This is a genomic window from Rhodococcus aetherivorans (assembly GCF_025722975.1).
GTDB lineage: Bacteria > Actinomycetota > Actinomycetes > Mycobacteriales > Mycobacteriaceae > Rhodococcus > Rhodococcus aetherivorans.
Map to the genome: position 1 here is coordinate 5072215 of NZ_CP106982.1, position 14288 is coordinate 5086502.

12 protein-coding genes are annotated in these 14288 nt (G+C 71.6%); 8 read left to right on the forward strand and 4 right to left on the reverse strand.

Going from position 1 to position 14288, the window contains the following annotated elements:
• The first annotated feature begins 4 nt into the window (after nt 1-4).
• Nucleotides 5-925, forward strand: a complete 921-nt coding sequence (locus tag OCS65_RS23160; protein ID WP_168579248.1) for a pseudouridine synthase — start codon at nt 5-7, stop codon at nt 923-925.
• A 29-nt stretch (nt 926-954) separates the two neighbouring features.
• Entirely contained in the window at nt 955-1461 is a 507-nt protein-coding gene (locus OCS65_RS23165) for an SRPBCC domain-containing protein (RefSeq protein ID WP_006946948.1), read from the forward strand.
• 24 nt (nt 1462-1485) lie between these two features.
• Here OCS65_RS23165 and OCS65_RS23170 read toward each other — a convergent pair whose 3' ends face one another.
• Nucleotides 1486-2493, reverse strand: coding sequence for an Acg family FMN-binding oxidoreductase (locus tag OCS65_RS23170; protein ID WP_044476558.1), 1008 nt, complete (start codon nt 2491-2493; stop codon nt 1486-1488).
• Nucleotides 2483-3016 (reverse strand): flavodoxin domain-containing protein, encoded by a 534-nt coding sequence (locus OCS65_RS23175; RefSeq protein ID WP_006946953.1) that lies wholly within the window; start codon nt 3014-3016, stop codon nt 2483-2485. The genes OCS65_RS23170 and OCS65_RS23175 overlap by 11 nt, the downstream gene beginning before the upstream one ends.
• A 221-nt stretch (nt 3017-3237) precedes the next feature.
• Between OCS65_RS23175 and OCS65_RS23180 the strand changes: the two genes are divergently transcribed.
• The 3 genes from OCS65_RS23180 to OCS65_RS23190 all read left to right on the forward strand — a co-directional run bounded on the left by OCS65_RS23180 (nt 3238) and on the right by OCS65_RS23190 (nt 6805).
• Nucleotides 3238-4764 (forward strand): CYTH and CHAD domain-containing protein, encoded by a 1527-nt coding sequence (locus OCS65_RS23180; protein WP_263507735.1) that lies wholly within the window; start codon nt 3238-3240, stop codon nt 4762-4764.
• A 102-nt stretch (nt 4765-4866) separates the two neighbouring features.
• Nucleotides 4867-5859, forward strand: a complete 993-nt coding sequence (locus OCS65_RS23185) for a zinc-binding alcohol dehydrogenase family protein (protein WP_263510382.1) — start codon at nt 4867-4869, stop codon at nt 5857-5859.
• Nucleotides 5860-5911: 52 nt separating this feature from the next.
• Entirely contained in the window at nt 5912-6805 is an 894-nt protein-coding gene (locus OCS65_RS23190) for a universal stress protein (protein ID WP_044476559.1), read from the forward strand.
• A gap of 38 nt (nt 6806-6843) precedes the next feature.
• Here the strand turns inward: OCS65_RS23190 and OCS65_RS23195 are convergent, their stop codons facing one another.
• Both OCS65_RS23195 and OCS65_RS23200 read right to left on the reverse strand, forming a co-directional pair.
• Entirely contained in the window at nt 6844-7569 is a 726-nt protein-coding gene (locus OCS65_RS23195) for a VIT1/CCC1 transporter family protein (RefSeq protein WP_006946958.1), read from the reverse strand.
• A 52-nt stretch (nt 7570-7621) separates the two neighbouring features.
• The gene (locus OCS65_RS23200; RefSeq protein ID WP_263507738.1) at nt 7622-9103 is read right to left on the reverse strand and encodes a bifunctional aminoglycoside phosphotransferase/ATP-binding protein; all 1482 of its coding nucleotides are present in this window, start codon (nt 9101-9103) and stop codon (nt 7622-7624) included.
• A 170-nt stretch (nt 9104-9273) separates the two neighbouring features.
• Here OCS65_RS23200 and OCS65_RS23205 point away from each other — a divergent pair, with 170 nt between their 5' ends.
• The 3 genes from OCS65_RS23205 to OCS65_RS23215 are packed head-to-tail and all read left to right on the forward strand — an operon-like array spanning nt 9274 to nt 14212.
• Nucleotides 9274-11616, forward strand: coding sequence for a glycerol-3-phosphate 1-O-acyltransferase (locus OCS65_RS23205; RefSeq protein WP_263507740.1), 2343 nt, complete (start codon nt 9274-9276; stop codon nt 11614-11616).
• Nucleotides 11613-13046: an HAD-IB family hydrolase gene (locus OCS65_RS23210; protein ID WP_006946961.1), complete on the forward strand. Its 1434-nt coding sequence runs from the start codon at nt 11613-11615 to the stop codon at nt 13044-13046. The genes OCS65_RS23205 and OCS65_RS23210 overlap by 4 nt, the downstream gene beginning before the upstream one ends.
• Nucleotides 13043-14212: a lysylphosphatidylglycerol synthase transmembrane domain-containing protein gene (locus OCS65_RS23215; RefSeq protein WP_263507742.1), complete on the forward strand. Its 1170-nt coding sequence runs from the start codon at nt 13043-13045 to the stop codon at nt 14210-14212. The genes OCS65_RS23210 and OCS65_RS23215 overlap by 4 nt, the downstream gene beginning before the upstream one ends.
• Nucleotides 14213-14288: the final 76 nt, after the last annotated feature.

Genomic DNA, 14288 nt, shown 5'->3' on the forward strand with positions numbered 1-14288 from the left:
GGGTGTGCGCCGTGCCCCGCTGCCCGTCCGCGACGGCCTGAATCCGACCCGCCTGCGCCTGCCCGACGGCGGCTCCTGGGCGACGGTGGCGGAGTTTCTGCTGGCGCGCTTCCCCGCCGACGCGGCGCGCGTGCAGGAGAAGGTCGCGGCCGGTGAGGTCGTCGACGGTGCCGGCGCGGCGATCACCGGGAACACCCCGTACGCGGCAGGCCGATTCGTGTACTTGTACCGCGATCCGCCGGTCGAGGAGCGGGTGCCGTTCGAGATCGATGTCCTGCATCGCGACGAGCATCTGCTGGTGGTGGACAAGCCGCACTTCCTGGCGACGACACCGCGTGGGTCGTGGGTGGCCGAGACGGCGCTGGTGCGGCTGCGCCGGGAACTCGACCTGCCGGAGCTGAGCCCGGCCCATCGGCTCGATCGACTCACGGCGGGCGTGCTGGTCTTCACCGTCCACGCCGGTGCGCGCCGGGCCTACCAGTCGCTCTTCGATGCCCGCCGGGTCGACAAGGAGTACGAGGCCGTGGCCCGGCACGTGCCCGGGATGCGGTTTCCGCGCGAGGTGCGCAGCCGCATCGTCAAGGAGCGCGGCGTGTTGCAGGCGCGGGAGGTGCGGGGTGAGATCAACGCCCTCAGCCGCGTCGAACTGCTCGAAACGGACGCCGGGCTGGGCCGTTACCGGTTGCTGCCCCGCACCGGCAAGACGCACCAGTTGCGCGTGCACATGAATTCGCTCGGCCTGCCGATCCTCGGGGACAACCTGTATCCCGATGTATATGACGTTGCGCCCCAAGACTATTCACGACCACTGCAGTTGCTGGCCCGCGCCGTGGAGTTCGACGATCCGTATACAGGTCGACGGACCCGCTTCGCCAGCGCCCGAAACCTGGCAGCATGGAGGCACAGCACACCAGGACCCCGTTGATCGCACGGGCTCACGTCTTGGAGGACCCCATGGATAACGGCACCGTCTCGCGCACCTACGACGGCCGCGTCGCCCTGCGCTTCCAGCACGCCTTCGCCCATCCCCCGGACCGCGTATGGCGGGTCATCACCGACCCCGAGTACCTACGCGCCTGGTTCCCGGCCCGCGTAGAACTGGATCTCACCCCCGGTGCCCAGCTCGTCTTCCATGCCACCGAGCAGCAGGCCGAGCGCCTCGGGCTGCCCGCCGACCACACCGCCACGGGGACCGTCATCTCCGTGCATCCCGGGCGCATCCTCGAGTACATGTGGGACGCCGAGGTCCTGCACTGGGAACTGGTGCCGGACGGGTCCGGGGGCTGCTGGCTGACGCTCACGCACACCGTCGAGGACGAGGACTCGGCCTACGCGCACGGCGCCGACTGGCACGCCGGGTTCGAGGTGCTCGAGGCCCAGCTGGAGGGCCGGGACGTGAACTGGTCGCCGTGGGAACGCGCCCGGGAACTCGCCGACAAGTACCGCAACCCGTCCGACTGATCCCACTCGTCCGGTTGCCGGCGGCTATCCGTCCCGTCCGCTCCGGTCGACGAAGACCTCGTCGACCGGACGTCGCGACGTGGTGGGCAGTCCCCGCGCGCTGCGGGCCCCCAACCGGATCACCACCTGGGGAAATCCCGCGACCTCCCCGGTCCGCGCCGTCGCCGTGCGCACGATGCCGCGGCTGGCCTCGATCTCCGTCACGTGGGTGAGCGGGCACGTCGCCAGATGCGCCGCGGTGGCCTCGAGCAGTACCGCGGACATCGCCTCCCCCGCCCGCAGCCAGTCGATCCGCTCGTCGGCCCGGGTGCTGAGCACCGCCAGCGCCGACGCGTCCGCCTTCGGCTGCGCAGTGTCCAGAGTTCCTGCGCCCGTGGGGAACCGCCGTCCCACATCGATGTCCCCGGCGGCCTCGTCGTCGAGCAGCGCGGACGCCGGCACGCCCGTGTCGCCGGGCTCCGCGCGACCGGTCCACCAGGCCAGCTCCTGCCGGTATGCCTCGTCGCCCTCGCGGATCGCCGCGCTCAGTTCCGACGCCCGCGCGAGGTCCGAGCGGGCCTCGGCGTCGAGGATCGACAGCGACGCCCCCTCCCGGCGGGCGGCGTTCTCCAGATCCACCAGGCTCTCGCGCAGGGTCGTGGGCGCCGCGAACGGCCGCCGGTCGGTGTGCCGGGCGCCGATCGCGAGGGCGAGGGCGGCGTCACGGGCGTCGACCGTGTGGGGCCGGTCGAAGTCGAGAACGGCCAGCAGGTCCGGTCGCGACGGATCCGGAAGCCGGGTCACGGTGGGGATCCACGACGCGGCGGACAGCGCGACGCGGGCGTGGTGCAGCGCCGCCCCGCAGCCGAGAACCAGCTGCCGGCCGCTCGGATCGGTGTGGCCGAGCATGCGCTCGGCGACGGCATACAGTTCGAGCCGTTCGCCCGTCCACTCCCAACGCCACGGCTGGCTGTTGTGCAGGGATGGCGCCCGGCACGCCGACTCGACCGCATCCCGGATCGCCGCGGTGTCCGGCCGGATCTCAGTAACCATCGTTGTCTCTCCCCCAGCCGCTCGACTCGACCGCATGCCGCTCCACGGACTCGACGATCTGCGCGGCCCAGGTCCCGATCGCGTCCCAGTCCCGGAAGTCTCCGGTGCGTCCTCCGGTCATGCGGGCAACCACGCGTTCGCCGGCGCCGAGCACCTCCGGATCCAGTTTCCCGGCGAACATCCGGTGCTCGCGCGCGCCCGTGCGCTCCGTCGCCAGGGAGGCGTCGTACGGCCTGTTCACGGGGCGGTCCTGGTCGCCGATCGGGCCCGAGGAGAACAGGAACACGGCGCGCTCCCGCAGCGCGCCGGCGTGCCGATCGACGAAGGTCTTGGCGGGATGCAACCAGTGCCCGAGGTAGACGGCGCTGCCGAGGACCACCGCGTCGTAGCCGTCCACGGCGTCGACCTGCTCGGGCGCGACGACGTCGACGTGCGCTCCCTTGTCGCGCAGGGCGGCCGCGAGCGCCGTGGCGATCTCCGTGGTGGAGCCGTGCCTGCTCGCCGCCGTCACCAGAATCCTCATCTGTGTCCTCCCCGGCCCAGGTTATTCGATGATCGCCCGACGGGCACGCGGTCGGACAGAGTCGAAGGGCCCCGCTCCCGGGCCGGCCGCAGCCGGGCCGTTGCGGCGATCACGTGCGACGGGCACAGGTCGGCGCCGGGGTGGCAGAGTGGTCTGACGAACGCCGCCGACGAGTGCGACGAGGACACGCAGGGCAACCGCCGGAACAGGAGTCGGATCGCATGACCACGCCGCCCAGGATCGACGCGGTTCAGGAATCGGAACGCAAGTACGCGGTCGGGCACGCGCAGCAGCTGCCGGACCTGTCGGGCCTGCCCGGCGTCGCCGGACACCCCGAACCCGACCTTCAGCAGCTGTCGGCGCGGTACTACGACACCGACGATCTGCGACTGCTGCGCGCCGGGATCACCCTGCGCCGCCGCGAGGGGGGTCACGACGCCGGCTGGCACGTGAAGCTCCCGGCCGGCACGGACACCCGGACCGAGGTGCGCTTCCCCCTCGGCGACGACACCGCCCGGCCACCGGCCGAACTGCTCGCCCTCCTGCACGGGGTGCGCCGTGCGCGTCCCGTCGCGCTCGCGGCGGTGCTGAACACGCAGCGGTGGCGCCACCGCCTGATCGACGACGAGGGGCGGGCCCTCGCCGAGATCGTCGTCGACGACGTCGTCGCGACCCGAGGGGAGGGCAGCGAGCCGCAGCGGTGGCGCGAGATCGAGGTCGAGCTCGCCTCGGCCGGAACCGATCTGCTCGATGTCGTCGAGGATCGGCTGACCGCCGCCGGAATCGAGCGCGCCCCGAATCCCTCCAAGCTGCATCGGGCGCTCGCCGATCTGCTGCCCACCGAGGAGCCGGTGCCCGGCCCGGCCGGGCACCTGCGCGACTACCTGCGCGGCGAGCTGCGCACCCTCGAGCTCGCCGAGATCGGCGTGCGCCGGGACGCCCCGGACGCCGTCCACAGCATGCGCAAGGCCCTGCGCCGGATCCGCAGTGCCCTGCAGACGTATGCGGGAACCTTCGCGATCGACGACAGCCTGGTCGACGAACTACGTTGGGCGGGAAGGAAACTCAGCCCCTCGCGCGACCTCGAGGTGCAGTGGGAGCGCATCGTGGACCGCGTCGGGGAGGTGCCCGTGGAAGCGCAGCGCGAGGCCATCCGCGCCCGCGTCGACGAGTACTTCTCCGCCCGGTCGGACGCGGCCCGGCTCGAGGCCGTCGGCACCCTCGACTCGGACCGCTACGCGGCCCTGCTGGGTTCGCTCGACGCACTGATCGACGGGCTGGCGAGGGGGGCAGTCGGATCCGGTCCAGGCGAACAGCGACGAGAGGTTCGCCCGAAGGACCTCGACCGCGCCCTCGCCCGCCTCGCGAAGAAGGTCTCGCGCCGGGTCCGCAACGCCGGGGAGGCAGCCACGCACGCCGAGCGGGACGAACTCGTCCATCGGGCCCGCAAGGGCGCCAAGCGGATGCGCTACGCCATCGAGGTGCTGCGGCCGCTGCATCGCAAGCGCGCCCAGCGCGCCCTCGATCATTTCGACGACTTCCAGGATCTGCTCGGCGAATTCCAGGACTCGGTGGTCGCCCGCGAGCACCTGCTCGACATGGTCTCCGAGCAGGACCACACCGCCGAGTCGAGCTTCGGCCTCGGGATCGCCTACCAGCGCGAACTCGAGATCGGTGAAGCGCAGGTCGCGCAGCTCGAACGCGCGTGGAAGCGGGCGCGGCGGGCGGCGAAACCGCTGTGGAAGTGAACCACTGCCGACCGTGTCCTTGTCCCCTGGCCGACCACCGCCGAGAAAGGGCATGCTGAGCCCGGACGACGGAAGGAGGCGCGCATGAGCACCCCTGGAGAGATGCGAGCATGGCGTGTCGACATCCCACGCCCCGCGGCGGAGCATCCGCTGCGACCGGTCCGGGAACCGATTCCCGAACCGGCGCCCGGGGAACTGCTGGTGCGTGTCCTCGCGTGCGGGGTGTGCCGTACCGACCTGCACGTGAGCGAGGGCGACCTGCCGGTGCACCGGCCGCACGTCGTCCCCGGCCACGAGGTCGTCGGCGAGGTGGTCGGTGGCGACCTCGGCGAGCACCGGGTAGGCGACCGGGTGGGCATCCCGTGGCTGCGCAGCACGTGCGGCCGGTGCCGGTACTGCCTGCGCGGGGACGAGAACCTGTGCCCGAACTCCACCTACACGGGCTGGGACGCGGACGGCGGTTACGCCGAATATGCCACCGTCCCTTCCGCTTTCGCACTGCCGCTGCCGTCCGGGTACGCCGACGCGGAACTCGCCCCCCTGCTGTGCGCCGGCATCATCGGCTATCGGGCGCTGCTGCGCGCCGAGGTTCCGGACGGCGGCGTGCTCGGCCTGTACGGCTTCGGCGGCAGCGCCCACCTCGCCGCGCAGGTCGCCCTCGCCCGGGGCGCCCGCGTGCACATCATGACCCGCGGCAAGACCGCCCGGCGGCTCGCCCTCGAACTCGGCGCGGCCTCCGCGCAGGGCGCATACGACGAGCCGCCCGAGCCGCTGAACTCGGCGATCCTGTTCGCCCCCGCCGGGGAACTGGTGCCCACCGCTCTCGCCGCACTGGACGCCGGCGGCACGCTCGCCGTCGCCGGCATCCACCTCAGCGACGTGCCCCCGCTGAACTACCAGCAGCACCTGTTCCGCGAACGCCAGGTGCGCAGCGTCACGGCCAACACCCGCTCCGACGCACACGAGTTCCTCGGCTTCGCGAACGAACACCGCCTGCGCGTCACCACCACCGCGTACGGGCTCGACCGTGCCGACCGCGCGCTCGAGGACCTGTCCGCGGGGCGTTTCGGCGGCGCGGCGGTCCTGGTTCCGTGAAACACTCGACATGCGCCCCCGAGCGCGGAGAATGCACCGAGAAGGAGTTCGAATGAGCACACTTGCCAACCGGAATGCCGTCGTAGCGGGCGTGGACGGTTCCGCCGTCGCCACGAGTGCGGCCCGGTGGGCGGCCGCCCTCGCCGCTCGTCTCGGAGCGCCCCTGCACCTGGTGCACTCGCTGCCCAGCGAGGGCATCTTCTACAGCGAGGCCGCGGTGCTCATCCAGGCGCAGATGGTCGACCAGCTCCGGGAGGACGGCGAAGCGATCCTGTCGAACGTCACCGACGTGGTCCGCTCCGACCATCCGGATCTCGAGGTGCAGAGCTTCATCGGTCCGGGCCCCGCCGCCAACTCACTGCTCGAGGCCGCCGAGGACGCCCGCCTCGTGGTGATGGGCGCCACCGGTGCCAACGCCGTGGAGAATTTCCTGCTCGGCTCGACCGTGCTGCGCGTGGCCAACCACGCCCCGTGCCCGGTGGTGGTGTGGCGCGGCGACACAGCACGACCGCTGCCGGACACCCGGCCCATCGTCGTCGGCGTCGACGGCAGCGAGCTGTCGACGGCCGCGGTCGGGCACGCCTTCGAGTACGCCTCGCTGTTCGGTGTGCCGCTGGTCGCGGTGCACTCCTGGATCGGGGACGCCGCCCTCGGCGTCGGCACGGTCGCGACGCTGGTGGACTGGGAGGCGGTGGGTGAGTCCGAATCCGCGGTCCTGTCCGAGACTCTCGCCGGCTGGCACGAGAAGTTCCCCGACGTGGAGGTCCGCCGCGTCGTGGACCGGGGCCCCATCGCGAAGGTGATCCTGCGCCAGCTCGAGGACGCACAGCTCGTCGTGGTGGGCAGCCACGGCCGCAGCCAGTTCACCGGCGCACTGCTCGGGTCGGTGAGCCAGAACCTGCTGCACAACGCGCCCTGCCCGATCATGATCAGCCGCAAGAAATGACGACCGGCCGGTGCCGCCCGTCGCCGGGCGGCACCGGCTCAGGCCGTCACGGTCCCGAACGCCATACCCACCGCGTACGTCACGATCATCGCGAGCGCACCGCCGATCACCACGCGGGACGTCGCCCGGCCGCGGCGCGCGCCGCCGAGCCACGCGCTGACCGAACCCGTCAGGGCCAGCGCCACGAGCACCGACACGAACGTGACGGGGATCCGCAAGCTCGCCGGGGGCAGCACGATCACGAGCAGCGGCACGAGGGCGCCGACGGTGAACGAGACCGCCGACGACAACGCCGCGGCCCACGGATTGGCCAGCGCCTCGGGATCGATGCCGAGTTCGACCTCGGCGTGCGCGGCCAGCGCGTCGCGCTTGGTCATCTCCTTCGCCGCGGAGCGCGCCGTCGCCCTCGACATCCCCTTGCCCTCGAGCAGCGCGGTCAGCTCCTCGAGTTCGGCGTCCGGCATCTCCTCGAGCTCGCGACGTTCCTTGTGCAGCAGCGCCCGCTCGGTGTCACGCTGCGTGCTGACCGACACGTACTCCCCCAGGGCCATCGACACCGCGCCGGCCGCGAGCCCGGCGAAACCCGCTGTGAGGATCGTCGATTCGTCGGTGGTGGCGGCGGCCACACCGACGACGAGGCCGGCCGTGGAGACGATTCCGTCGTTCGCGCCCATCACGCCGGCGCGCAGCCAGTTCAGTTTCGCCGAGATGCCTCCGGAGTGCGGCTCGACGTCGGCGTGATTGAGGGAAGGATCGGTCGACATGCCGCCAGGCTAGGGCGATTCCGCGCGCCGCGGTAGCAATGCGAGCCTGTCCTCACCACGGTCCCGGACCGAGTTCCCGCTCCAGCCACGCGGCATCGGGGAGGGCGCCGTCGCTCGTGTCCACGACGCGAGCCGTGGGCCACTCGTCGCGCACGTGCAGCTGCTCGTCCAGGACGGCGGGCGTGGCGTCGGACGCGTCGTCGCCCCGCTCGCGCCGGGCCACGATGCGGCGGACCAGCACCGCCGGGTCCGCCCGGCACTCGATCTCGACGAGGTCGGCGGTCGCGGCGGCCGCAACCGCACGCGCCGCCGCGCGACGAGCCTCGGTGAGCCACGTCGCGTCCAGCACGACCGACTCGCCGTGGGTGAGCGCGACGGCGGCGCGGCGCAGCACCTCCCCGTAGGTCTCGTCGGTGTGGGCGGCACTGTAGAGCCCGGCACCGACGGCGGCGGTCGCATCGGCGGTCGGGGCGAGACCGGCCAGTTCCTTGCGGACCACGTCGCTGCGCAGCACGGTCGCACCCAGGTGCTGCCCGGCGAGATGGGCCACGGTGGTCTTGCCGGTGGCGGACAGACCTCCGACGACGACGAGGCGGACGCGGCCCCGGTCGAGGTTGCGCCGCGTCTGGTCCAGGAACGCGAGCGCGCCGGCGCGCGAGTGCTCGTCACCCTGTTCGTGCCGCAGCGCGGCGACCTTGGCCCGGACCACGGCCCGGTACGCGATGTAATGGTGCATCAGCGACGGCGGGAACGCGTCGGCGGAGAACTCGGCATAGGCGGGCAGCAGCTGCCGCGCCGCCGCCTCGCCGCCGAGCCGTTCGAGATCCATCGCGAGGAAGGCGATGTCGAGTGCGGCGTCGCCGTAGCGCAGCCGGTCGTCGAACTCGAGGCAGTCGATGATCCGGGGGCCGTCGTCGAGGCAGAAGATGTCGTCGGCGAGCAGATCACCGTGGCCGTCGACGGCCCGCCCGGCGGCGATCCGCTCGTCGAGCACCCGTTCGCGGCCCGCGAGATAGCGGCCGGCCATGTCCCGGATCGCGGTGAGCGCGTCGCCGGCCTCGGCCCCGACGGGCAGGCGGTCGAGGTGGTCGAGGCTCTCGCGCCACAATCCGTCGAGGAACTGCGCCGTGGCACACCGGTCGATGGCCGGATCGCGCGGCGACGCGGCGTGCAGGGCCGCGACCTGCCGCGCGACGGCGGTGACGACCCCGGCGACGGGCTCGCCCCGCTGCACCAGCGCGGCGAGCCGCCGGTCGTCGGGCAGCCGGCGCATCTCGACGAGGTGCTCGCACACCTGCCCGTCGGGCCCGCGCACGTCGGCGACGCCGAGGTAGACGTCCGGGGCGAGACGCCGGTTGAGTTCGACCTCACGGTGGCAGGCCCGCTCCCGCGCCTGCCGGGTCCGGTTGTCGAGGAACCCGAGATCGAGTGGCTTCTTGAGCTTGTGCACGCGGCCCCCGACGAAGAACACCACCGAGGTGTGGGTCTCGCGGATCGCCGCGTATGCGGGTTCGGATCGGTCGGTGCCGGTCACGGAGTTCCTCCCCGATGAGGCTTGTCGAACGTCGGTACGCTGCCCACCTTGCCTCAGGGTGGACCGGATCGCGCGCCGGCAGAAGTGCCGAAGGTCTCTCGTGTGGTTGCACCGGAGCCGGTGCCGGAGACGCGGTACGTTTCACTCGGGCTATCCGGGAATGGGGTGACATGAGCACGAACGGGCGAGGCTCGGAATCCGGGAGACAACCGACGGTGGTCGTCGCCGAGACGACGACACCGATCGAGCGCAAGCTGATCGCGAGCTGGCTGCGGTCGGACCGGGTGCCGAAGGAGTACCGCGCCGACGGACCGGTCGAGGAGATGGAACTCGACCCGCGCCGGCTCGCGCGCGATCTCGTGAACCGGGACGACGATCCCCTCGTGCTCCCAGTCGGGGTGGTGTGGCTGCCGGAGGCCCGGGACGGCGAGCGCCGGGTCCGGTTCTCCGACGTCGTGGCGCTGACCAACCCGCGCAGCCCGAACCGGCTCCTGCAGAAGTGGCTGGTCGGGCGGTCCCCCGACCGGTATCGGATCGTTCTCGCCGAGCCGGCGCGGCTGAGCGAGCTGCGGGCCCGGCACCTGGCCGAGGACGGCGATCCGGCACCCGAGTCGTTCGCCAGGTTCGTGACGCACCGCGCGGTGGTGGGCCTCGACCGGGCGGAGCGTGCCGTCATCGGCGACCGGTACAAGGTGCCGAGGCTGGTGGCGGAGCAGATCATGGATTCGGCGTCGTTCCGGCGGCGGCTCGACGCGATCAGCACCGAGCACAACATCGCGCCCGAGGAGGTCCGGTTACGAGCGACGTCCGCCCTCGGGGAACTCGTCGCCGTCCAGTCCCGGCTGGTGACCGACCTGTTCACCGAGATGATGCGCCCGTTGCACTCCGCGGCGTGGACCGTGCACGCCGACGAGTCCGGGCTGCGGAGCCTGCGCGACGTCAACCGCCGGTATCCGCTGGTGTTCCTGCCGTCGCACCGGTCCTACGCGGACGCGTTCGTGCTCGGCGACGTGCTGGCCCGGAACGATTTTCCGCGGAACCACCTCATGGGTGGCGCCAACCTGACGTTCTGGCCGATCGGCCCGATCGCCCGGCGCACCGGCACCGTCTTCATCCGCCGTAGCTTCGGCGACGACGCCGTCTACAAGGCGGCGCTCGAGGAGTACTTCGCGTATCTGCTGACCAAGCGGTTCAACCTCGAATGGTATTTCGAGGGTGGCCGCACCCGCACCGGCAAACTCCGCGCGCCCCGCTACGGCCTGCTCAACTATGTGGCCAACGCCATTCGGAGCGGCCGGGTCGAGGACGCGATGCTCGTGCCGGTGTCCATCACCTACGAGGGGCTCGCCGAGGTCGCGGCCGTCGCGGCCGAACAGACGGGCGCCCAGAAGAAGCCCGAGGGCCTGGCCTGGCTGGCCCGGTACGCGCGCAATCAGCGGCGTCGTGCGGGCAACGTGTACGTGCGGTTCGGCGAACCGCTGTCGATGCGCTCGCAGCTCGCCACGAGCGGGGACCCCGAGCTGTCCGGGGAGCCGGCCGAGCCCGGGAGCGAGCGCAGCCGCAAGGCGCTGCAGAAGGTCGCGTTCGAGGTGGCCGTGGGCATCAACTGCCACACCCCGGTCACGGTGAACTGCCTGGTCACCCTCGCTCTGCTCGGCGTCCGGGACCGGGCGCTGACCCTGGACGAGGTGCGGGCGGTGATCGCGCCGGTGCGCCGGTACATCGACGCCCGCGGGATACCCCAGGGCGAACTCGGCGTCCTCGACATCGAGGGCGGCCTCGCGAACGTCCTCGCCTCGCTGAGCGATGCCGGTGTGGTCACCACCTACGCCGGCGGGGACGAGCCGGTCTACGCGATCCAGCCCGGGCAGCACCTGGTCGCGGCGTTCTATCGCAACAGCGGCGTGCACTGGTTCGTCAACCGTGCCCTGATGGAGCTGGCCATCCTCCACGCGCACGCCAATCCGGGCCTCGACCCGGTGCGGGCGGCGTGGGAGGAGGCCAAGGCGGCGCGCGACCTGCTCAAGTTCGAGTTCTTCTTCCCCGACCGGGACCGGTTCGAGGCCGACATGCGCGACGAGATCGCCCTGCTGATGCCGTCCTGGCGCAACGCCTTGCCGGACGTGGAACTCGCGCTGGCCGCGCTCCTCGAAACCGGGTTCTTCATGGTGCACCGAGCTCTGCGGTCCTTCTTCGACGCGCAGCTCGTCGTCGCCGAGCGGCTCGCGCGGCGCGACCCGTCCCTGCAGGTCGACCGCAAGGCGTTCCTGGACGAGTGCGTCGCGGTCGGCCGGCAGATGCTGCTGCAGGGCCGGCTGTTCGGACCCGAATCGGTCTCGTCGGAACTGTTCACGACGGCGTTACAGCTTGCCGCCAACCGCGGGCTGCTGGAACGTGGGGGCGAGGAGATTCGGCAGAAGCGGGAGGAGTTCGCGGTACAGCTGCTGGCGGTGGGTGAGCGGGTCCGGCTCGCCGAGTCTCTCGACGTATCCAACAGAAAGGCGGAGCGGTGATCCTCGAGGAAGCGCTCGAGCGCGTGCGTACCGGGCCGAAGGGTCCGGAGATCGCGGCATTCTTCGACTTCGACGGCACCATCGTCCACGGCTTCTCCGGTCTGCACTTCTTCCGCGACCGGTTGCTCGCCGGGAAGGTCGGCGCCGCCGAACTCGCCGCAACCATGCTCAACGGCCTGCGCGGCCACGACACCGAGGCGGACTTCGAGCGGTTCGTCGCGGTGGCGTTCAAGGCGTGGGGCGGGCACACCGAGGAGGAGCTGTACGAGATCGGGCGCCGGCTGTTCGCCTCCACGATCGCCGGCCACATCTATCCCGAGGCGTGGCAGCTCATCCGGGCGCATCAGGCGGCGGGGCACACGGTGGTGATCGCGTCCTCGGCGTCGCGCTACCAGATCCAGGCGACGGCGGATGCGCTCGGCGTCGAGCACGTCCTGTTCAGCCCCCTCGAGGTGCGCGACGGGGTGCTCACGGGCCGTGTGGACGGGAAGTCGTTGTGGCGCAGCGGTAAAGCGCAGGCCGTGGTGGCGTTCGCGGAGGCGAACAACATCGATCGCGAGCAGAGCTACACGTATTCCAACGGGGGCGAGGACGCCGACTTCCTCGCCACGATGGGCAATCCGACGCCGACCAATCCGGACCGGAACCTCGAGCGCACCGCCGCCGAGCAAGGCTGGCCGATCCTGCGATTCAGGCCGCGCGGAACGCCGGGCACCAAGGAGGTGATCCGCACCCTCGCGGCGTACGGCGGACTGTTCGGCTCGGTGTGGACGGGCGTCGGCCTCGGCCTGCTCAACCGCAACAAGAAGGTGGCGCTCGACTCGATCGCCACCCTCACCGGCGAGGTGCCCCTCGCGCTCGCCGGCATCGACGTGAACATTCGGAACGAGGCCAACGCCTGGTCACATCGCCCCGCGGTGTTCATCTTCAACCATCAGAGCCAGCTCGATCCGGTGATCATGGCGCGGGTGCTGCGGCACAGCTTCACGGGGGTCACGAAGAAGGAGATGGCCAGCGACCCGCTGTTCGGGCTGGTGCTCCGCTTCGTCGGTGCGGCGTTCGTGGACCGGGCCAACACCGAGCAGGCGAAGGCCGCACTCGGTCCTGTGGTCGACACGCTGCGCGAGGGCACCTCGGTGATCATCGCACCGGAGGGCACCCGCTCCCTGACCCCGGAGATCGGCCGGTTCAAGAAGGGCGCGTTCCACATCGCGATGCAGGCGGGCGTGCCGATCGTGCCGGTGGTGATCCGCAACGCCGGGGAGGTGCTGTGGAAGCACTCCACGGTCCTGCGGCCGGGAACCGTCGACGTGGTGGTCCTCGATCCCATCGACGTGAGCGACTGGACCCTCGAGGAGCTCGGCACACGGGTCGCGGAGGTCGAGGACCTGTACCGGAAGACGCTGGCGAACTGGCCCACGACCACATGACCGATGCGGGTGAGAACGGGGGCGCGTCCGTGGGCGAACACGACCACACCCCGAGCCACGGAAGAGACAACGGCAACGGCAACGGCAACGGCAACGGCAACGGCAACGGCAACGGCAACGGCAACGGCGGAATGTCGCCGACCCGGCGCCGGCGCCTCAAGTGGCTGCTCGGCCTCGTGCTCGTCTTCGTCCTCACCGTGGAGGTCGTTCTCGTCTGGCCGGAACTGAAGACCAGCGTCGGCAGCCTCGGCGACCTGCGCTGGTGGTGGGTGGGCGCGGCGATCCTGGCCGCGCTGACCGAGATGTCGAGCTTTGCCCGGGTACAGCGCACCCTACTGTCCGCGGCCGGGGTCACCGTGACGCAGCGCCAGTCCCTGTCGGTGGCGTACGCGGCGAACTCGATGAGCGTGACCCTGCCCGGCGGACCCGTGGTGGCCACCACCTTCACCTACCGGCAGATGCGCAAGTGGGGGGCCAGCCCCGTCGTCTCCACCTGGCAGCTGGTGATGGCCGGTCTGCTGCAGGCCGCGGGCCTGGCGCTGCTCGGTCTGGTCGGCGCGCTGCTCGTCGGTGCCACCACCAACCCGTTCTCGCTCATCTTCTCCCTCGGCGGATTCGCGGCGTTCGTGGTGCTCGTGCAGTACGCGGCAAGCCGGCCGGATGCGTTCGAGTCGATCGGCATCATCGCGCTGCGCGGCGTGAACCGCCTGCGCAAGAAGCCCGCGCGGGCCGGCGCCCGCGCCTGGAAGCGGATCGTGGCGCAGCTCCAGGCGGTCCAGCTCGACCGCACCCACGCCGCGCGCGCGTTCGGCTGGTCGTTGTTCAACTGGCTGTGCGACGGTGCGTGCCTCGCCTTCGCCGCGTACGCGATCGGCGGCAAGCCCAGCCTGGCCGGCATCGCCGTCGCGTACGCCGCGGGTACCGCCGCCAGCCGCGCAATCCCCCTCCTGCCGGCCGGGCTCGGGGTGATGGACGCCGTGCTCGTGCCCGCGCTGACGGCCAGCGGGATGACCGGCGCGCAGGCCCTGGCCGCCGTCGTCGTATACCGGCTCGTGAGCTTCCTGATGATCGCGTCGATCGGCTGGGTGATCTTCGCCCTGCGCTACCGCGGCGCCCCGCCGGACGAGGAACCGGGTCCGGAACTCGACAAACTGTGGCGGGACTGAGCTCCGCTCCGACACACCGCGTCCGCCCTCCCGGATCAGCCGCGAGGCAGCCGCGGGGGCGCTAGCGTCGACAGTC